Raw genomic sequence first — 18,780 nt, forward strand, 5'->3', positions numbered from 1 at the left:
GCAACGTTGGTGATGGTGCGCTCGGCGCCGAGCGCACCGACGCTGACGGTCGAGGTCGGGGTGGGAGTGCCGGCAAACGTGTAGGTCGTGCCGTTGATCACCGTGTTCGGCGTGCCGACCGCCGCGGCGGTGACGCTGCCGGAGCCGAGTGCGACGGAGCCGGCGTTCGTGACGGTCGCACCGGCGCCGAGCGCAATCGCGTTCGCGGCCGAGGCGTTGGCCTGGCTGCCCATCGCGATGGCGCTCGCGCCGTTGGCTGTGTTGCGGTCGCCAATGCCCACCGCGCCCTGGCCGATGACGGTGTTCTGATAACCGATGCCGACCGCACCCTGCGCCGGCGTGCCGGCGGTGCCGACGGCCTGGCCGCCGCCGCCCACCATGTTGGTATTGCCCATCGCGACCGTGCCGTCGCCGGTCGCCGTGTTGTTCAGGCCGCTCGCAATTGCGCCGTTGCCGGTCGCCGTGCTGGGATCGCCGAGCGCGACCGCGCCGTTGCCGTTGGCGACGTTGCCTGCGCCGATCGCGACCGCCTGGCCGCCGGTCGCCGTCGCATTGGTGCCCATCGCGACGGAATTGGCTGAATTGGCGACGGCGTTGTTGCCGACCGCGATGGCGCTCGCTGCGCTGGCATTCGACTGGAAGCCGACGGCGATGGCATTGTTGGCCGTCGCCTGCGCGCCCGAGACGATGCCATTTCCGGAGCCAATGGCAACGGAGTTGGCACCGCCGGCGTTGCTCCCGGCGCCGGTCGCGATCGAATAAGCGCCGTTTGATGCGGCGTTGTTGCCGACCGCGACACCACTGGTGCCTGCGTTGGCGACGATGGCGCCCGATCCGATCGCAACCGTGCCGCCGGCCGCCAGCGCCTGCGCCTGATTACCCAGGGCAACGCCGAAATCGCCCGATGCCACGGAGGTCGAGCCAACGGCAACCGCGGCTTGTCCCTGCGCCTTCGCGAAGAAACCCTGCGCGATCCCGAATTCGCCCGCCGCTTGGGCGGCGTTACCAAGGGCCATCGAGCTTCCACCCGACGCGACGGTGTTGATGCCCAGCGCCAGGGTGTTGGTGCCGGAGGCGTTGGCAAGGTATCCCACGGCTGCTGTCCCGACATTGGAAGCAGTCGCGCCGTTGCCGATTGCCGTCGACTGGTTTCCCGTCGCGGCTGCGGACGTTCCCAGGGCGCTGGCTCCCGTCCCCGTTGCGGATGAAGTCGAACCGACGCTGGTCGACCACGCCCCCGTGGCGGTTGAGGCCGTACCGAGCGCAACGGCTTCGTATGTGAAGCCGGCAGGAGCGGTCCCGCTGGCATTAGCATTCACGCCGATGGCAATCGGGGAGCCACCGCCCGTCCCAGCGATTGCCTTGGCGCCGGACCCCAAGGCCATGGCTGCACCGTTTGATGATGACGCCGCGGCGCTTAATCCCATCGCCATCACACCAAAGCCAGTGGCGCTGGCGCCGTTGCCGATGGCGGTCGCGCCTCCGCCATTTGCGGAAGTGTTGACGCCGAAGGCGCTCGATCCTTCCCCGTTGGCGTGCGCGTTCCCGCCTATGGCGAGGGCGTTGGTGCCGATCGCGTTGGCAAAGACGCCCATACCGATCGCATTGAGTCCGTTCACGGAGTTGGCATAACCCACGATGATCGAACCATCGCCGGTTGCGCTGTTCGCGTCGCCGACTGCCAGGGAGTTCTGGCCATTTGCGGTGGTGCCCCAGCCAATGGCGGTTGAACTGGCACCGGCGGCGTTGGCACCACAACCCAAAGCAGTGCTACCGGAAGTCGCCGCACTGGGATTGGTGCAATTGGCAGGGTTGCTGTAAACCCCGTTGCCGATGGCGACCTGCGCGAACGCCGCCTGCGGGGCCATGATCCCCATCACGACAAGCAGCGCACCGACCGCCCCGCCGGCACCGAGCGGACCGAGCCCGAGCCGGTCGCGTTTCACACCGAGCCTCCGGTGCGCCTGTCGCAACACCGCCAGCAACCGGCGCCGCAACGAACGGCTACCCGCATCGCCTGATGCGATCCAGCTCCGAACGAAGCCCTGCGATCTCAGCGATGCGTTTGAGTTGCGTGCGACAGCCATGGTGCGCCCCCTTCGTGAGATCTTGCCCAGACGTCGGGGATGCTGCGCCATGGACCCAATGCGGGCCCGCCGGCCACGCACGTGGAAAAATGAGGAAGACAGCGTGATGCGCGCCTGCCTTCCGGTCCTGGCCAAGAACGTGTCGAATTCAGCGAGCGCATCTTGCCACCCAGCGCTCGCTCGACTGCCCCATAAGGTGCCCCGAGTCGTTCATGATGAAAAGGATAGACACAATCTTGTCGCCGTCACTCCGCACGCCGTCCAAATATATGGCAGATCGTCTCACAAGTTGAACGATCCGCACGGCACACGGCAGAGCGTCCACACAACAATACAACTTGCGATTGATCACCGCCTTGCGCGTTCGCGTGCCTCGCGCGGACTGACGCCGAACTCGCGACGAAACGCACGCGTGAAATCCGATGCCAGCTTGAAGCCGTGGCGATAGGCGATCTCCTGCACCTGCCGCTCCGCGCTCGCGACCAGTTCGGCATGCGCGGCTTGCAGACGCTTGCGCATGATGTAACCGGCGACGCCGCCGACGCTCTCAAATGCACGGTAGAGGTTCGAGCGCGAGATCCGCAATTGCTGCGCCACGCGGTCCGGCGTGAGGTCGAAGTCGCCGAGGTGACTCTCTATATAAAGGCGCGCGCGTTCGAACAGCACCGATTCGATGGAAAGCCGCGCCTGGCTCCAATCCGGCGACGGCTGGATACACGCGGCGATCATCTCCGCGGTCGCCCGCCCCGCCTGCCGCAGTTCGTCGATCGACATGTCGACCAGGCGCGCCACGAGCGTGTCGAGGTAATCGGCCAGAAGCCCGATCAGGTTGCCGGAGAGGATGCGGTTGCTGGCGCGGTCGAGCTGCTCCGCAACGCCTGTGAACGCACTGCGCGGCAGAGTAAGCAGCAGGCCGTCATAATCGGTGATGCGGCCGCGGAAATCGTTGGCGAGCGAGATCAGAAAGATCGCGCCCGGCTCGGCGTGAATCGTCCGCCCACTGGCCTCCAACCAGACTTCGCCGGAGCGCACGCGGAACAAGCCCCAGGCATCCGGCCCCCGGTGCGAAGTCGCGGACGCGCGCGCGAATGTTTGTGCGGCGAAGCGCCCGGACGACAGCACAAATTCACTCAGATTGCAGGCGACGTATTCGACCTCGAAGCCCTGCGCGGGGCTGCGGCCTTCCGGCAGCGCGACATCGAGCCATGGAGCGATGCGTGCGTTCCAAACATCGAACTGCTCTGCCGGCGGATAGGGCCGTGTCGAGAACAGCCGCGGCGGCGCCGGGGTTCGGTCCCTGATGTCCCGGGGGGCGCGCGGAAGCGGAACCTGTTGAAGAAGCTTTGCCGCGCGCGCGAGTCTGTCACCGTCTCGTTGCATGCATTTTTCAATCGACGCTGTCGCCAACGACGAACGTTGGCTCAGCGCAGGCGCATTCCCATGGGTTGGCGTTGCCGACCTGCGACAGGCAGGCGCACGTCAGGTCGACGAAGTGAGCAGCATGTGAGGACGCAGGCATCGCCCTGGCTAGGCCGGCCGCTCCTGATGGCGCCGACGCAGGTTCCTGCGATAGTCGTGCTCATGCATGGCATTCTTCATTGTGTGCTCATTGCCGTGTGCGGCCCGAGAGCTTCGCCATCGAGTCCGCTCACCTGATTTAGAGAACAATCCGCGCGAGAACCAGAGGCAGCAATGACGCGCGCACGAAGAAATCCAAAGTGTGCTCTGGGCGCGCACCAGCATTTAAATCGTCACGGAGTCTTTCAGAAAATTTTCAGGACTGCACATGCGATCAGCAGGGACAACGCATAAGCACGGTACAAGACATATCAAGGATCGCGCGTGATTGGTCTCAGCCGCGCGCGCGCGACACGACATATTCGCGTTATGGTTGATCCGACCGGCAGACAATTCGATCGTTGATCGTCATCGACGCGCACACCATCGCGCGGATCCGGAACTCGCGCGCGAAAGTTTTTTCCCGCAAGCCGTTGTCAGGCAAGTCAGTTCTATAGCGTCGTGTTCCACTTGCAGGAACCCGCGACAGGAGACCGCGCGTCAACAATGATGTGGGGGTCCGAACCGATGCAACCGCGAGGAGAACCGACTGCGGCGCAGACATTGCCTCATTCGTCATGGCCGGGTGTAGTCGTCCGAAGGATGGCGTCGCTTCCGCTCGCCTATGCCCGGCCATCCACGTCTTTTTCTCGCCAAGACGTGGATGCCCGGCCCAAGGCCGGGCATGAGGAGAAAGCTTGATCAGCGAGCTCACCTCACGTGCCGGCAACGCCGGACACGGATCTCACTGCGCGCCGGAGCCGCCCTGCACGATCTTCTCGTTGAGCTTCTGATCGACGGTCTCGACCGTACGGTCGATCTCGGCGCTGGGCGTGCCAAGCTGATGCGCGATCAGCTTCACCAGGAGGTCGACGCGCTCGATGAACGGCGCGCCGGCGGCCACCGCGCGGGCCGCCGACGACGGCTTGAGCAGGCTTTCCGCCGCCTTGGCATATTTCGCGAACGGGACCTGATCGGCAGGGTCCGCGCCGAGTTGGCGCGCGATGCCGTCGACGTGGTCGTAGATTGCCTGCGAGCGCTTGAGATCGCCGTGAACGGCATCGCGGATCGACTGCGGCTGCGCCGGCGTGATGCAGCGGTAGTTGCCGGTCAAGAGCATCGACCATTTCGCCAGCGGGACGAACAGCGAGTCGAACACCTTCAGCTTGACCGGAACATCCTGGCCGTCCAGCGTCACCGCGTCGATGTCGGCTTCCAGCTCGCGCAGCACCTTGTTGTGCTTGTCGTCGGCAAAGGCCGCGGCCTTGAAGTTGGTCGGCAGGCCGACATGGAGCACGTTCGCGGCGTCCTCCGGCGGGCGGAAGGCCTGCGGATCGGGCGAGCACAGCGTCACCAGCCCCGGCTCGAACCGCTCCCACACCTGCGCATTGGTGTAGGCCTCCTCGAGATCCATGCCGGCCAGCGCGGGGATCCGCTTCAGGTAGGGCAAGGGCGGCATGTTCATGATCGACAGGCACGGCAGCTTGGCCGCCGCGATCTTGATCATGAGAACGCGAACCGTGTGGTTGGTGTATTGCGGCTCCTGCATCGCAAGGCCGACCATGTCGTAGCGCGACAGATCGACATCGGCGGGCGTGACGGCATCCAGCTTGCCCGGCAGGTCGCGCGAGAAGATCGACCGGTGGTTCGGCTCGTCGCGCAGCTTGATGCGCACTTCGGTGCCGTCGCGATTGATCAGCTCCGCCGTCTTCGCCCGGCAAACCAGGGTCACGTTGTGCCCCGCCATCAGAAGCTTGGTCCCAAGCAGGGAGCCGTAAGAGGCCCCCAGGATCAGAATGTTGCGCGCCATGCTCTCTCCAATAGCCCGATGCCAGGTCGATATTGCCCGTTCCGCATCCCCGGAACGAAGCTCGCTAAACCATCCACCGGATAGGAAGATCCTCTGGTGTATGGTATACCAGCGTCTATCGCAGATCGACAAGCTGATGCCAAGGGGATTATCTCGGGTGCGGATTCGTTCCGCGATCAGGAAGGGCACCGGAGCTTGCAAGTCGCTGAGCTGACAGATCGGGGTGAACAGATCCTTGTCGCTGCGTCCCGGCTGTTTGCTCGCCACTCCTACGCCCATGTGACGATGGAGCAGGTTGCAGCGGCGGTTCGGGCGGTGCCGGGCGCGCTGTACCACCATTTTCGCGACAAGGAAGGCCTGATCTTTCACTGCTATCTGCGCGGCCTTGCCATCTATCGGCGCGAAATCGAAGCGGCGACCGAGCCCGGCATCGATGGGCTCGAGATCATCAGGCGCTTCGTGCGCGGCCGGTTGAGACCTGAGGGTCAGCGCATGATCCTGTTCACCGACATCGATGCGCTGGCTGCGCCCTACAGCAACGAAGTCCATGAGAAGCGCTGGCAGAATGCCGCGCTGCTTGCGGAGATTCTCGACCGGGGCGTCGCAGACGGCTCGATCGCCTGCGACGAACCGCTGCTCACGGCGGTGGCGCTCATCTCCATCCTGGACTGGGTTCCGTTCTGGCTGTCCGAGCGCGATTACTACACGCGCCAACAGGCGATCGACGCCATCGACGACATCATCACCCACGGCGTGTACCGGCGCGAGATCGCGATTCCCGACATGCCTGAACCGCTCAGCCTTGCCCCATTCCTCAAGGCTCGCGCGAACTTGAACAAGCGGGCCGCGAAGTTCGACAGGATGCTTTCGATCGCCTCGGACAGTTTCAACCGCAGGGGAGCTCTGGGCACGTCGCTCGAGAGCATCGCTGCCGATGCAGGCATGACGCGTGCCGGCATCTACTATCACTTCAGCGAAAAAGAGAGCCTGTTACTGGCTTGCCTGCGACGAGGGCTCGCCGGCGAGGTCAGCATTCGCGAGCATCTGCAAGAGCACAGCCTCGGAGCGTTCGAACACATCGTGCAGAGAATCCGCCTGCTGTTGATGCTGCACGACACCCCCTGCGGCCCAAAGACGACCTATCACAACATCAACTATCTCAACGACGCTGATCGAAAGGCCTACGTCGGTGAGGTGCTGGCCACGATCCGGCAAGACCAGAACAGCTACCAGCGTTGGATCGACGAGGGCCGCTTCCGCCGCATCGATACGTACTTCGCGGAACGTATTCTCACCGGAATGGGCCATTGGTATCCGATCTGGTTCAAAACCAAGCGCGACTGGTCTGCAACAGAGATTGCCGACCATTTCGCGCGACTGTTTCTGTTGGGCCTCAAGCCGCGCCGGCATCCGGCCTAGATCATGCCGATGTAGCGATCGCGTATCTTCTCCTTCCCCCTGAAAGGGGAAAGGCCGGGATGGGGGCAACCGCGGGCGATGCTGTATGCGGAGAGAGCCGATCCCCACCCGCTTCGCTCTGAAGAGCGAAGCGACCTCCCCTTTTCAAGTTTTCAAGGGGAGGTTAGGGCCTCGGACGAAGTCGGTTCCAAATGGTGAACCAGCGAACGCTCGCCCCCTCATCCAAAAGTTTACTTACGGTTCAAAATCGCCTCGGATCTCCCCGGTTCTCCTCGACATATAGCCTATAACATCATGGTACCTCCTGCTAAAACTTGACGCAGAATTCAAAGCGCAAGTTGCGAAGGCTCGGCAATTGAGGTTATGAGACGGCTTCGATCGCTGAAGATCAAGAAAATGAGCAAGGGAGATAGCAGGATGCATAGACTGATCGTTGCCGCCGCAGCACTGGCGATGTTGGGGGGAACGGCCTCCGCGCAGGACTCCCTGAAGATCGGCTACATCGATCCGCTCTCCGGCGGCGGCGCGAGCGTCGGTGAAGGCGGCCTCAAGACCTTCCAGTACCTGGCTGATGAGTTGAACGCCAAGGGCGGGATCCTCGGCCACAAGGTCGAGATCGTGCCGATGGACAACAAGACCAATCCGCAGGAAAGCCTGGTCCAGGCGCAGAAGGCGGTCGACGCCGGCATCCACTACCTCACCCAGGGCAACGGCTCGTCGGTCGGCGCCGCGCTGGAAGATTTCGTCACCAAGAACAACTCCCGCAATCCCGGCAAGGAAGTGCTCTACTTCAACTACGCCGCGGTCGATCCGAGCATGACCAACGAGAAGTGCAGCTACTGGCACTTCCGCTGGGATGCGAACTCGGACATCAAGATGGAGGCGCTGACCAACTACATGAAGGGCCAGCCGTCCATCAAGAAAGTCTATCTGATCAACATGGACTATTCGTTCGGCCAGTCGGTGCGCACTGAGGCGCGCAAGATGCTGGGCGAAAAGCGACCTGACATCCAGATCGTGGGCGACGAATTGCACCCGATGCTCAAGGTCACCGACTTCTCGCCCTACATCGCCAAGATCAAGGCGTCCGGCGCCGACACTGTCGTGACCGGCAACTGGGGACAGGACTTCGCGCTGCTGTTGAAGGCGGCGGCTGACGCCGGCCTCAAGGTCAACTGGTACACCTATTATGCCGGCGGCGCCGGCGGACCGACCGCGATCAAGCAGACCGGCCTCGATCATCAGGTGTTCCAGATCAGCGAAGGCATCCCCAACTCCGGCAACAAGGCTGCGATGGAGCTCGAGAAGGACTTCCGTGCCAAGGCCAACATGTCGCTGTGGTATCCGCGCGCCGTCAACGAGATGCGGATGTTCAAGGCGGCGGCCGAGAAGGCCAATTCGATCGATCCGGTAAAGGTCGCAGCCGCCCTCGAGGACATGAAGTACGAGGTGCTCGACGGTGGCGAGGGCATCATGCGCAAGGACGATCACCAGTTCCTGCAGCCGATCTACATCTCCTCGTTCGGCACGCTGGCCGACAAGGCCAAGGAGCCGTTCGACGAGGAAAATACCGGCTGGGGCTGGCATCTCGTCTCCAAGATCGAGACCGCGAACGCGACGGTCCCGACCACCTGCAAGATGAAGCGGCCCTGATCGACCGCAACGCGACGCCTCCGCGGCTATGCTGCCGCGGGGCGTTCTCGTCCGGCTGCGACAATGCCTCCGGAGTTCGCTTTCTCACTTCACGTGAATCGTTCGTGTCTTCAGCGAGTGTGCCTTGGCTGAGTTGATCGTCATTTCAACACTCAACGGCATCCTGTTCGGGATGCTGTTGTTCCTGTTGTCGAGCGGGCTGACCGTCATCTTCAGCATGATGGGCGTGCTCAATTTCGCGCATGCCAGCTTCTACATGCTGGGCGCGTTTTTCGGTTACCAGCTGACCCGCTGGATCGGCTTCTGGCCGGCGCTGGTGCTGGCGCCGCTTCTGGTCGGCGCGGTCGGCATGGCTGTCGAGCGCTACGGCTTGCGCAACACCCACAAGCACGGACACGTCGCCGAATTGCTGCTGACCTTCGGGCTTGCCTTCGCGATCGAAGAGATCGTCTCGATGATCTGGGGCAAGAGCCCGATGGATTACCGGATCCCGGCGGCGCTCGACTTTCCCGCCTTCACCGTGTTCTCCACCAACTATCCGGCCTACAAGATCTTCATGCTCGTGGTGTCAGTCGTGATCTTCGTGGCGCTGCTGATCACGCTGAAGCGGACCCGGGTCGGCCTCATCGTGCAGGCCGCGCTGACGCATCCGAGCATGGTCGGCCATCTCGGCCATAATGTCGGGCGCGTGTTCATGCTGGTGTTCGGCGTCGGCAGCGCGCTCGCCGGCCTCGCCGGCGTCATCGCCGGTCCTTCGCTGGTGACGCAATCCGACATGGCGGCGCTGCTCGGGCCGATCCTGTTCGTCGTCATCGTGTTCGGCGGCCTCGGCTCGCTACCCGGCGCCTTCATCGCATCGCTGCTGATCGGGCTGATCCAGACCTTCGCGGTGGCACTGAACGGCTCGCTCGCCAGCGTGTTCGGTCCGCTCGATCCGAGCCTCGGCCCCTCGCCCCTCACCGACATCTGGAACGTCACGATCGCGCAAGTAGCGCCGATCCTGCCTTACGTGCTGCTGGTGCTGGTCCTGATCTTCCGCCCCATGGGCCTGTTGGGGACGCGTGAATCATGACCAATCCCGTCACAACAGCCACCGCCGCGACCAAGGACGAGTCCGGTGGTACCTTAAGCTTCTACGGCATCTGGCTGATCGCAGCCGTCGCGCTCGTCGTGCTGCCTTTGATCTTCTCCTCCGGCGGCTCGCTGACCTCGTTCAGCCTGATCGGCATCTCGATCATCTTTGCGCTGTCCTACAACATCCTGCTCGGCCAGACCGGGCTGTTGTCGTTCGGTCACGCGGTCCAGTACGGCCTCGGCGGCTTCCTCGCAGTCCACATGATGAATGCGGTGGCGAGCTACGACTGGCCGATTCCGCTCCCCGTCATTCCCTTGATCGGCGGCATCGGCGGTCTTGCCTTCGCAACGCTGGTCGGCTGGGTGATGACCAAGCGCGCCGGCACCGTGTTTGCGATGATCTCGCTCGGCATCGGCGAGCTGGTCGCCTCGTCGTCGCTGATCCTGCGCAGCGTGTTCGGCGGCGAGTCCGGCATCACCACCGATCGCACCGCGCTGCCGCACATCTTCGGCTGGACCTTCGGGCCGCAGCTCCAGGTCTACTACCTGATCGCATTCTGGGTGATGATCTCGGCGATCGCGATGTACGCCCTGACCCGCACGCCGCTCGGGCGGATCTGCAATGCGGTGCGCGATAATCCGGAGCGCGTCGAGTTCATCGGCTACGATCCGCACGTGGTGCGCTATTTCGCCTACATGTTCGCCGGCTTCTTCGCCGGCATCGCGGGCGGCCTCACCGCGATCAATTTCGAGATCGCCAATTCGGCCTATCTCGGCGCGACGCAATCCGGCTTGGTGCTGTTCGCCGCCTTCATCGGCGGCACCGCCTATTTCTTCGGGCCGATCCTCGGCGCCATCCTGGTGACCTATCTGCAGCTCGGACTGACCAACGTCACCTCGGTCTGGCAGCTCTATTTCGGCATCATCTTCATTGGCATCGTGATGTTCGCGCCGGGCGGCATCGCCGGCATCCTGATGAAGCATCGTCCGCTGATCCGTGCGCGCACGCTTGGCACGGTGATCCCGTCCTATCTGGTCGCCGCCCTCCCCACGCTTGCGCTCGTGCTCGGCATCATCCTCTCGATCGAGACGGTTGCGCGCTACACCGCGAGCGAGGGCGAAGGCAACGTCATCAATCTCGTCGGCATTCCGTTCGTCGCGACGGCGCCGACCACCTGGGCCGTTGCGGTAGTGCTCGTTGTCGGCGGCTTCCTGATCGCGCGCGTCACCTGGCGGCGCGTGGCCGAAGCCTGGGATCGCGCCGCGACGGTCGCCCGTGATCGGGGGTATCTCGCATGACCGCCGCCATCGAAGTCAAAGCCGTCGACAAGAGCTTCGGAAATGTCGGCATCATCCGCGACCTCAATCTGAATGTCGCACAAGGTGAACGTCATGCCGTCATCGGCCCGAACGGCGCCGGCAAGTCGACGACCTTCAACCTGATCAGCGGTCACATCAAGCCGACCTCGGGCGAGATTCGCCTCAACGGCGAGGTCATCTCCGGATTGCGGCCGTTCGAGATCAATCGGCGCGGACTGTCGCGCTCGTTCCAGGTCACCAACGTGTTCGCCCGCATGACGGTGTGGGAGAACGTCCGCTGCGCCGTGCTGTGGGCCACCGGTCATCGCTATGCGTTCTGGAAGAATGTCGACCACCTGCCCGAGGTGAAGCAGCGCACCGCACAGATCCTCGACGACATCCATCTCAGCCATCGCCGCGACGTGCCGGCGGGACTGTTGACCTATGCCGAGCAGCGCGAGCTGGAGATCGGCATCACCATTGCGAGCGGCGCCAGCGTCATCATGCTGGACGAACCGACCGCGGGCATGAGCCATGCCGAGACCGATCGGGCCGTCGCGCTGATCCGCCGCCTGACCGAAGGCCGCACGCTCGTCATCGTCGAGCACGACATGAGCGTGGTGTTCGGCCTCGCCGACCGCATCTCGGTGCTGGTGTACGGCAATATCATCGCATCAGGCACGCCGGACGAGATCCGCGGCAATCCGAAGGTCAAGGAAGCCTATCTCGGCGAGGAGGTCGACTGATGCTCGAGGTCAGGAATCTTCACGCCTACTACGGCAAGAGCCACATCCTGCAGGGCGTCGATCTCGACATCGCCGCCGGCGAGGTCGTGAGCCTGTTGGGGCGTAACGGCGTCGGCCGCTCCACCACCGTCAAGGCGATCATGGGCGAGGTGCCGCCGCAGGGCACGATCCGCTTCAAGGGCCAGGATATCGTCGGCCTGCCGAGCCACAAGATCGCCCGCCTCGGCCTCGGCTATGTGCCCGAGCATCGCGACATCTTCCCGGGCCTGACGGTCCGACAGAACCTCATCCTCGGCATCAAGTATCCGCGCCGCCCCGGCAAGTGGCGGCTCGACGACATGCTCGAGATGTTCCCTAACCTCGCCCGCCGCGCCGACACACCGGCCGGCGTTTTGTCGGGCGGCGAGAAGCAGATGCTGACCACCTGCCGCACGCTGCTCGGCGATCCTGAGCTGATGATGATCGACGAGCCGACCGAAGGACTGGCGCCGCTGATCGTGCAGCAGGTCGGCGACCTCATTGCACGGATCGCGAAAGCCGGCGTCGCCATCCTGCTGGTCGAGCAGAAACTGTCGATCGCGATGAAGATCTCGAACCGCGTCTACATCATGGGCCACGGCCGCGTCGTGTTCGAAGGCACACCCGGCCAGCTCAAGAACAACGCCGCCATTCGCGAGGAATGGCTCGAGGTGTAAGGCGCGGCGCCGATAGGCTTGGACTAGTTACGCGGCCCGTAACGGCGGCAGCTCTCCGCAGCGCCTAAGCCGCTAATCAAGGCTGTTCCCGGGACGCCAGGCGCCGATGGTGCCAACACATCGTCAGGCCTGAAAGGCGATCGCGCTTCAGGCGAAACGTTCGGCCAGCGCGACGCTCATCCCGCGAACGAGCTCGGCGATCGGCCCGGCTGATTCCCACGAGTAGACCGAAACCACCATCGCCGGCTCCTGCCCGAACGCCTGATAGGGACGAACCTTGTAGCGCGGCGTGCTGGCGAGCGGCAGCAGCGTTAGGCCGACGCCTGCTTCGACCGCGGTCAGGACGTTATGCAGGCTGCTGCCGGAGAACGCGATGTACCAGGTGCGCCGCTCGCGCTCGATCCGCTCGAACATCGCCTCGCGATACAGGCCGCCCGGCGGAAACGTCACCAGTGGAAGCGGATTGGGCCACTTCACCGCGTGACGGGCGCTCTCGAACCACCCCATGGCTTCGGGATAGCTCGCCTTGTGATCCGGGGCCGGGCTCGCCTCCTTGACGATGACGATGTCGAATTCGCCGGCACGGTAGCGCTTGGTCAAATCGCGGCTCAGCCCGGCAACCACATCAAGCCGGATTTCACGGTGGTCCTTGGCGAAGTTCGCAAACACCCGCGCCATGGCGCTCGAGACAAGATCTTCCGGCACCCCGATGTGAATCGTCGTCGTCCCCGCGGGATCGCTGAGGACCGTTGTAGCCTCGCGCTGCAGATCCAGGATGCGCCTTGCGTAACCCAGCAGGCGCTCGCCGGTCGCCGTCGGTTGCACCGGGCGCGCGACGCGATCGATCAATTCGCGACCAATGTGTTCCTCCAGCCGCCCGAGCTGCTGGCTGATCGTGGACTGGGTCATGTTCAGACGCTCGGCGGCCTGGGTGAAACTGCCCGCGTCGGCGATCGCAACAAAGGAGCGGAGCAGGCGGGGGTCGAGCATCGCGAGTCCAGGGTGGAAGGGGTTCCGCCGGCACATTCAGATATTGGATAATCTATATCAATGCATCTAATTTCCAAATGTTGCGCCGCCGCATTAGAAATTCGGAAAAGCCGCTTTGGCGTCGCGCAACCGGGAGAACACGATGAGCGACAATGAGCGCTTCCTTTGCGAAGCCATCGAACTTGCACACCGCAATCTGAAGGACGGCGGACGGCCGTTCGGCGCCGTCGTCGTGAAGGATGGCAAGATCATCGCGCTTGGCGTCAACGAGATCCTGAAGACCAACGATCCGACCGCTCATGCCGAACTGACCGCGATTCGCGGTGCCAGCCGAAAGCTGGGATCGGCGAATCTCGAAGGGTGCTCGGTTTACGCCAGCGGCCATCCCTGCCCGATGTGCATGGCCGCGATGCGGCTCGCCGGCATCGGCGACGTCACCTACGCCTACTCCAACGAGGATGGCGCTCCTTTCGGATTATCGACGGCAGCGATCTACGCCGACCTGGCCAAGCCGTTCGCCGAGCAGACCATGCGGATCCGCCACGTCCCGGTGCGGCTCAATTCCGCGCCTGACCTTTATGCCGAATGGAAGCGGCAACAGGACGCCCAGGCATAGGCTCATGGCGAAGCAAAGCCGCATCCCGTCCACTGCCCTGCTGCTCTCGGTCGTCATCCTCGTGGGGATGAATCTGCGGCCGTTCCTCACGGTCGTCGGACCGCTCGCGACGGACATTCGAGATGCGACAGGCCTCGGCTTTCAGAGCATGTCGCTGTTCACGCTCGTGCCGATGGTGTTGATGGGGCTGCTTGCCCTTACCGGCTCGCGCTTGCAGGCGACTGTCGGCGCGCGTTCGGCCGTGATCGGAGCCCTCGTGATCCTGACGCTCGCATCGGCGCTGCGTCTTGTGCCGATGAGCGGTATTGCCCTGATCGCCACAGCCGCGCTGTGCGGCCTCGGCGTATCGATCATCCAGGCCACATTCCCCGGGATCATCAAGGCCTACTTCCCGCGTCATGTGGCGGCGGTGATGGGCCTCTATTCCTCCATGCTGATGGCCGGTGGAGCCCTCGGTGCGCAAATCGGGCCCGCCGTGGCCGAAACAACCGGAAGCTGGCAACTCGGTCTGGCATGGACCACCATTCCGGCGCTTGCCGCGGTCGTGGTGTCATGGATGGTGCTACCACACGACCGTTCGACGTCCAGCGCCGGCATCCCTGTCGCCGTACTGCTCCGCCGGCCGCGGACCTGGCTTCTTATCCTGGGCTTCGGTCTGATGAATGGCGGCTACTCCTCCGTCATCGCCTGGCTTGCGCCGTACTATCAATCGCTCGGCTGGACGGCTGCTGCGAGCGGTAGCGTGCTCGCGACGATGGCGACCTGTCAGGCCATCGCCGCCGTATCGATCCCTGTGCTGGCCTCGCGCAGCGAGGATCGCCGGCTGTGGATCTGGCTGACGCTGATGATGCAGATCGCAGGCTTCGCCGGATTGGCACTGGCGCCGTTGACCTCACCGCTCGGCTGGGCCGCGCTGGTCGGCGCCGGGCTCGGCGGCTGCTTCCCCCTTTTCATGGTGGTCGCGCTCGATCACTTCGAGCACCCCGCTCACGCCGGCGCGCTTTCGGCGCTGATGCAGGGCGGCTTTCTCATCGCCGCTATCCCGCCCTGGCTGGTTGCGGTCCTGCACGATGCGAGCGGCGGCTTCACCGCGGGCTGGCTGATGCACCTTGGATGTGCGGCATCGGTCGCGATCCTGAGTCTGCGTTTTGCTCCGCACAGCTACGCAAGGGTGATGAAGATCGCAGCCGCCGCCCGCGCCGACATCTGAAATGAGAGACCGCGCGCTGCGACGCGCCGTCCCGCCCGGCGCGTATCGGGCGGCGAGAAGCAGATGCTGACCACCTGCAGCGCGCTGCTCCGATATCTTGAGCTCAGCATGAGCCCCGCTCCGCAGCGGGGCTCATGTTCGAACATCCTATCCTATCTGCCGGTCGAATTCCGGCCGGGGTTTTGTTCCGGCATCGGCGCGCCCTGGCCTGAGCTTGATGGAGGCGGAGCGCTGTTCTGGCCCGGCTGGCCGGGCTGCGCTTTCTCTCCTCCGCCTGGCCGGGTGCCGCCCTGACCGACGGTGGACTGGTTCTGCGAAGCGGCCTGTCCCGTCGTGTTCTGCTGCGGGGACTGCTGCTGAGCGGGCGGCTGAGTTCCGCTCGGGCCGTTCTGTGGCGGCTTCGTCTGGCCCGTTGTTTGTCCAGTCGTGTTCTGCTGGGCAGGCTGCTGCGGAGCGCGGCCCTGGCCGACCGTCGACGGCTCTTGCCCCGCGCCCTGACCGATCCTGTCCGATAGACCCAGCGCGGCGACCGTACGCGTATCGACGCTACCGCTCGTCGCGATCCCCTGCCGACGCTGGAATGTGATCAGCGCCTCGCGGGTCCGAGACCCGAGCACGCCGTCAGCCTCGCCGACGAGCAGGCCGCGCTCGATCAGCACCTGCTGAACCTCCCGGATCTGCTGCGGGCTCAGGTCCATGGTCGCAACGCTACTGCTGCTGCCGCGATGGCTGAAGCGCGTCCGCGGCCCGACAGGAACCACGTCGACAACCCGGCGGTCTCGATCGAGGAACACGACTTCATCCTCGACAACGAAGAAGCTGTCGTCGCGATATTCCGGGAACGCGTCGATCAGCGCCGGGAAAGCAACGACCGACACAGCGCGGAATCTCGAGGGCACCACCACGCCACGATTAACCGCGAAGTTGATCGTGTCGACGTTCACGCGCGGCGCGTTGCGTGCTGACAACACGGAGCGCTGAATCGTGCTTTGCTGTTGCGCCGTCACGGTGCGCCCGGCCTCGGTCTGGACCACCGCGTTCGATTGGGTCGGCGCGGTTGTACCGGCTTGCCCGGTGGTCTGCCCAGAGTTCATCCGGCCTTGCGCTGTACCAGGCTGTTGGGTGGCCGCACCAGCCGCGCTCTGGCCGGCTCGCGTGCTCTGACCTGTCGTTACGCTCGGTCCCTTGCTCTGGCCTGTGGTGGTGTTCTGACTCCGGTTCGCGGTACCGCTGCGATTCTCCGGCTGCCGCTGGCTTTGCCGCGTTGTGGTGCTACCACGTTCGCCGGATTGAGATCGACCGGTCTGCTGGGGCTCGTTTCGGCTCTGTCCGACGGTCTCCTGTTGCCGGCTCTGACCGCGCTGACTCTGCCGCTCGCCCCTCTCCACCGCTCGGCCGCCGTCCTTGGCCTGCCCGGTGGTCTGGCCCTGCGTGCGTCCGCCGCGCTCGGCTGCGCCGCGGCCCATCTGGGTTTGGCCTTCTGCTCGTCCTCCCTCTCTCATACCCTGTCCCCGGCCTTCCGTCAGGCCTTCGCTGCGCGTCGCACCCGAAGGGCTTCCACGGATTGCGCCGCCGCCGGAACGTCCGGCTGAAGGGCTCGCGGATGTTCCACGTTCGCTACCGCCCGTTCCGGCGCTCATGCCCCCGCCCATACCGCCACCTTCCCGCATGCCTTGCGCCGATGCGAGACTGACGCCGGCCAACAGCACGGCTGTCGTCAACAGAAACTTGCTCTTCATACTCTGCATTGCCGATCCCTCCTGAAGTTTGGCGGCTGCTTCGTTTGCAGACGCCAATCGCCCGCGCTGCCTTCGCCGCAGCCGCGCTCCAACAAGACCCGGCGAGATACCCGGCACAGGCGTGCGCGCGGCTCACCGGTGAACTGCCTTGCTAGAAAACAGCGGTGCCGTCGGCGTCGTTCCAAAACGCGGCCTCGACGCGACATTTGGCGCCTCCGGGAACACCTGCAGAATCATCGGCGCGGCAGCTTGATGCCGGGTGCCGTCTCAGGAACAATCGCCACCTTTTCCGATTGGGGATCGAGTTCGAATTTAGCCGACTTGATCACGCTCGACGCGGATGCGCAGATCATTTCCGACGCGGGCGACGGAGGCGGAACAAGTTGCGTTCGGCTGAGCCGCTGCGCTCTTCAGCGGGTGCGGAGATGCGCTCGGCTCTTGCTCAAGCTCTCCTTACAAGCTCGATCTGGCGAGAGCGCTTCCTGTCCCTGTCGGCGCGCTGCGATTCGCAACCAATGTCATTCTGCCCGGTTGATTGTGGCAGGCAATCACCAGCCAGGAGTATCTTATGAAGAAGACAGCCCTTGTCCTTACAACGATCGGCGGGCTCGCCGTGAGCACAATCGCGTCGCCGGCGCCCGCTGAAGCACGCGACGGGTTCGGGCCCGCACTCGCAGGCGGATTGATCGCCGGCGCCGTTGTCGGCGGGCTCGCCTCATCAGCCTATAGCTACGGGTACGACTACGGTCCTGGGTACGGCTATTATGGCTACGCACCTGCAGACTACGCGCCCGCTTATTACGGCGACTATGGGTACGATTACGGCTACGGTGCCGCGCCGTATCGTTGGGGCGCATCCACCACGACATACTATTCGGGCTATAGGCCGGCCTATTACGGCGACCGCTATCGTCCGGCCTATTATGGCTACAGCTATCGTCACGTGGTCAGACCGGCATTCGCCTACTACAGGGGCGGCTACCCGCGCTCGTATCGTCACTGGTGAGGTCGAGCGGAAGCCCGCGCATCCACGCGGGCTTCCCTCTTGAGGTTTCAGTAACGCGCTCTTTCGGAGTATCGGCGCCGAAAACTGGCTGACCGGCGCGTTGTTGGATGCGCTCGTCAAACCCGCCGCAAGACCACCCAGGACGTAGGTGCGCGCACCGGCGGTTGCTAGAGCATGATCTTTTCGGAAAACCGCTTCACACTTTTCCGGATCATGCTTGAGCGCCGCCGGTCAGATCCGCACGGTATTGATCGCGACACTTTCCTTGTAGGCCGGCCGCGCTGTGACGCGGGCGAGATAGGGCGTCGCGACGTCACAGACTCCGACGCCATAGTCGATGGCCCACACCAGGCAGGTCGCGAGCAGGATATCCGCGCTCGTGAACTGATCCCCCATCAGGTATTTGCGGCCGTCCGACAGCGCGACTTCCACGTGCCTGAGCTGCTGGCGAAAATACTCCGCGGCCTTGACCACCACATCCGGCGCGTGACCGTAGATATGGGCGAGACCCTGGAGGTCATGGCGGCGCATGACGTAGAGGCTCGTCGAGTCCAGTTCGGCCACGATGAAGAAGCACCATTCCAGCCACCGCGCGAAATCGCGTTCGTCGACCGGCACCAGCGGGACGCCTGCATTGGAGTAGGTCCGCGCCAGATAGGCCACGATCGCCGCACTCTCGCCGATCGTGAAGTCGCCGTCCTGCAGCAGCGGAATCTTCTGACGCGGGTTGAGCCTGGTGTATTCGGGCGTCTTGGTCTCGCCCGAGCGCGGCAGGATGCGGTTGCAGCTGTAGTCCAACCCCAGTTCATGCAGCGCCCAATGCGCCCGGATCGTCCGTGACGTCCCTACCCCCCATAGCGTCAGCGTCTTCGGCATGGC

The 18,780-nt window shown here is 64.1% G+C and carries 15 protein-coding genes; 9 read left to right on the plus strand and 6 right to left on the minus strand.

Annotation, left to right across the window (positions count from 1 at the left end):
- The 3 genes from AS156_RS44125 to AS156_RS08995 form a co-directional block, all read right to left on the minus strand.
- The coding region (locus tag AS156_RS44125; RefSeq protein ID WP_430641785.1) for a YadA family autotransporter adhesin at window positions 1–2,087 on the minus strand (2,087 nt) is incomplete at its 3' end.
- A 348-nt stretch (window positions 2,088–2,435) separates the two neighbouring features.
- The gene (locus AS156_RS08990) at window positions 2,436–3,467 is read right to left on the minus strand and encodes an AraC family transcriptional regulator (RefSeq protein WP_066502812.1); all 1,032 of its coding nucleotides are present in this window, start codon (window positions 3,465–3,467) and stop codon (window positions 2,436–2,438) included.
- Between the two features lie 922 nt (window positions 3,468–4,389).
- Window positions 4,390–5,454: a ketopantoate reductase family protein gene (locus AS156_RS08995; RefSeq protein ID WP_066502823.1), complete on the minus strand. Its 1,065-nt coding sequence runs from the start codon at window positions 5,452–5,454 to the stop codon at window positions 4,390–4,392.
- A gap of 195 nt (window positions 5,455–5,649) precedes the next feature.
- Between AS156_RS08995 and AS156_RS09000 the strand changes: the two genes are divergently transcribed.
- From AS156_RS09000 to AS156_RS09025, 6 genes are all read left to right on the plus strand, one after another.
- Window positions 5,650–6,873, plus strand: coding sequence for a TetR/AcrR family transcriptional regulator (locus AS156_RS09000; protein ID WP_136626096.1), 1,224 nt, complete (start codon window positions 5,650–5,652; stop codon window positions 6,871–6,873).
- Between the two features lie 417 nt (window positions 6,874–7,290).
- A complete protein-coding gene (locus AS156_RS09005) occupies window positions 7,291–8,526 on the plus strand; it encodes a branched-chain amino acid ABC transporter substrate-binding protein (protein ID WP_066502954.1) in 1,236 nt (411 codons plus the stop codon).
- A 124-nt stretch (window positions 8,527–8,650) separates the two neighbouring features.
- Entirely contained in the window at window positions 8,651–9,598 is a 948-nt protein-coding gene (locus AS156_RS09010) for a branched-chain amino acid ABC transporter permease (RefSeq protein ID WP_066502828.1), read from the plus strand.
- Window positions 9,595–10,899 carry a branched-chain amino acid ABC transporter permease gene (locus AS156_RS09015; protein WP_066502830.1) on the plus strand — a complete coding sequence of 435 codons (1,305 nt, stop codon included), beginning with the start codon at window positions 9,595–9,597 and terminating at the stop codon, window positions 10,897–10,899. Before AS156_RS09010 ends, AS156_RS09015 begins: the two co-directional genes overlap by 4 nt.
- Window positions 10,896–11,645 (plus strand): ABC transporter ATP-binding protein, encoded by a 750-nt coding sequence (locus AS156_RS09020; protein ID WP_066502834.1) that lies wholly within the window; start codon window positions 10,896–10,898, stop codon window positions 11,643–11,645. The genes AS156_RS09015 and AS156_RS09020 overlap by 4 nt, the downstream gene beginning before the upstream one ends.
- Window positions 11,645–12,340 (plus strand): ABC transporter ATP-binding protein, encoded by a 696-nt coding sequence (locus AS156_RS09025; RefSeq protein WP_066502839.1) that lies wholly within the window; start codon window positions 11,645–11,647, stop codon window positions 12,338–12,340. Before AS156_RS09020 ends, AS156_RS09025 begins: the two co-directional genes overlap by 1 nt.
- A gap of 147 nt (window positions 12,341–12,487) precedes the next feature.
- On the opposite strand, the gene AS156_RS09030 is transcribed toward AS156_RS09025, so the two are convergent.
- Complete coding sequence (locus AS156_RS09030; RefSeq protein ID WP_066502841.1) at window positions 12,488–13,330, minus strand: LysR family transcriptional regulator; 843 nt, start codon at window positions 13,328–13,330, stop codon at window positions 12,488–12,490.
- A 142-nt stretch (window positions 13,331–13,472) separates the two neighbouring features.
- Between AS156_RS09030 and AS156_RS09035 the strand changes: the two genes are divergently transcribed.
- On the plus strand, window positions 13,473–13,946 hold the full coding sequence (locus AS156_RS09035) for a nucleoside deaminase (protein WP_066502957.1): 474 nt from the start codon (window positions 13,473–13,475) through the stop codon (window positions 13,944–13,946).
- A gap of 4 nt (window positions 13,947–13,950) precedes the next feature.
- On the plus strand, window positions 13,951–15,156 hold the full coding sequence (locus AS156_RS09040; protein WP_066502843.1) for a cyanate transporter: 1,206 nt from the start codon (window positions 13,951–13,953) through the stop codon (window positions 15,154–15,156).
- A 152-nt stretch (window positions 15,157–15,308) separates the two neighbouring features.
- Here the strand turns inward: AS156_RS09040 and AS156_RS44130 are convergent, their stop codons facing one another.
- Window positions 15,309–16,250: a peptidoglycan-binding domain-containing protein gene (locus AS156_RS44130; RefSeq protein ID WP_245312637.1), complete on the minus strand. Its 942-nt coding sequence runs from the start codon at window positions 16,248–16,250 to the stop codon at window positions 15,309–15,311.
- Between the two features lie 1,213 nt (window positions 16,251–17,463).
- Here AS156_RS44130 and AS156_RS09050 point away from each other — a divergent pair.
- Window positions 17,464–17,901 carry a hypothetical protein gene (locus AS156_RS09050; protein ID WP_066502848.1) on the plus strand — a complete coding sequence of 146 codons (438 nt, stop codon included), beginning with the start codon at window positions 17,464–17,466 and terminating at the stop codon, window positions 17,899–17,901.
- 231 nt (window positions 17,902–18,132) lie between these two features.
- Here the strand turns inward: AS156_RS09050 and AS156_RS09055 are convergent, their stop codons facing one another.
- Window positions 18,133–18,777: a glutathione S-transferase family protein gene (locus AS156_RS09055; protein WP_066502850.1), complete on the minus strand. Its 645-nt coding sequence runs from the start codon at window positions 18,775–18,777 to the stop codon at window positions 18,133–18,135.
- Between the last annotated feature and the right edge of the window lie 3 nt (window positions 18,778–18,780).

This window comes from Bradyrhizobium macuxiense, from assembly GCF_001542415.1.
Lineage (GTDB): Bacteria > Pseudomonadota > Alphaproteobacteria > Rhizobiales > Xanthobacteraceae > Bradyrhizobium > Bradyrhizobium macuxiense.

Bases quoted from the DNA above. Each gene is read 5' to 3' on its own strand.
- AS156_RS08990 (WP_066502812.1), bottom strand. From the start codon at position 3,467: ATGCAACGAGACGGTGACAGACTCGCGCGCGCGGCAAAGCTTCTTCAA.
- AS156_RS08995 (WP_066502823.1), bottom strand. From the start codon at position 5,454: ATGGCGCGCAACATTCTGATCCTGGGGGCCTCTTACGGCTCCCTGCTT.
- AS156_RS09005 (WP_066502954.1), top strand. From the start codon at position 7,291: ATGCATAGACTGATCGTTGCCGCCGCAGCACTGGCGATGTTGGGGGGA.
- AS156_RS09015 (WP_066502830.1), top strand. From the start codon at position 9,595: ATGACCAATCCCGTCACAACAGCCACCGCCGCGACCAAGGACGAGTCC.
- AS156_RS09020 (WP_066502834.1), top strand. From the start codon at position 10,896: ATGACCGCCGCCATCGAAGTCAAAGCCGTCGACAAGAGCTTCGGAAAT.
- AS156_RS09025 (WP_066502839.1), top strand. From the start codon at position 11,645: ATGCTCGAGGTCAGGAATCTTCACGCCTACTACGGCAAGAGCCACATC.
- AS156_RS09030 (WP_066502841.1), bottom strand. From the start codon at position 13,330: ATGCTCGACCCCCGCCTGCTCCGCTCCTTTGTTGCGATCGCCGACGCG.
- AS156_RS09035 (WP_066502957.1), top strand. From the start codon at position 13,473: ATGAGCGACAATGAGCGCTTCCTTTGCGAAGCCATCGAACTTGCACAC.
- AS156_RS09040 (WP_066502843.1), top strand. From the start codon at position 13,951: ATGGCGAAGCAAAGCCGCATCCCGTCCACTGCCCTGCTGCTCTCGGTC.
- AS156_RS44130 (WP_245312637.1), bottom strand. From the start codon at position 16,250: ATGAACTCTGGGCAGACCACCGGGCAAGCCGGTACAACCGCGCCGACC.
- AS156_RS09050 (WP_066502848.1), top strand. From the start codon at position 17,464: ATGAAGAAGACAGCCCTTGTCCTTACAACGATCGGCGGGCTCGCCGTG.
- AS156_RS09055 (WP_066502850.1), bottom strand. From the start codon at position 18,777: ATGCCGAAGACGCTGACGCTATGGGGGGTAGGGACGTCACGGACGATC.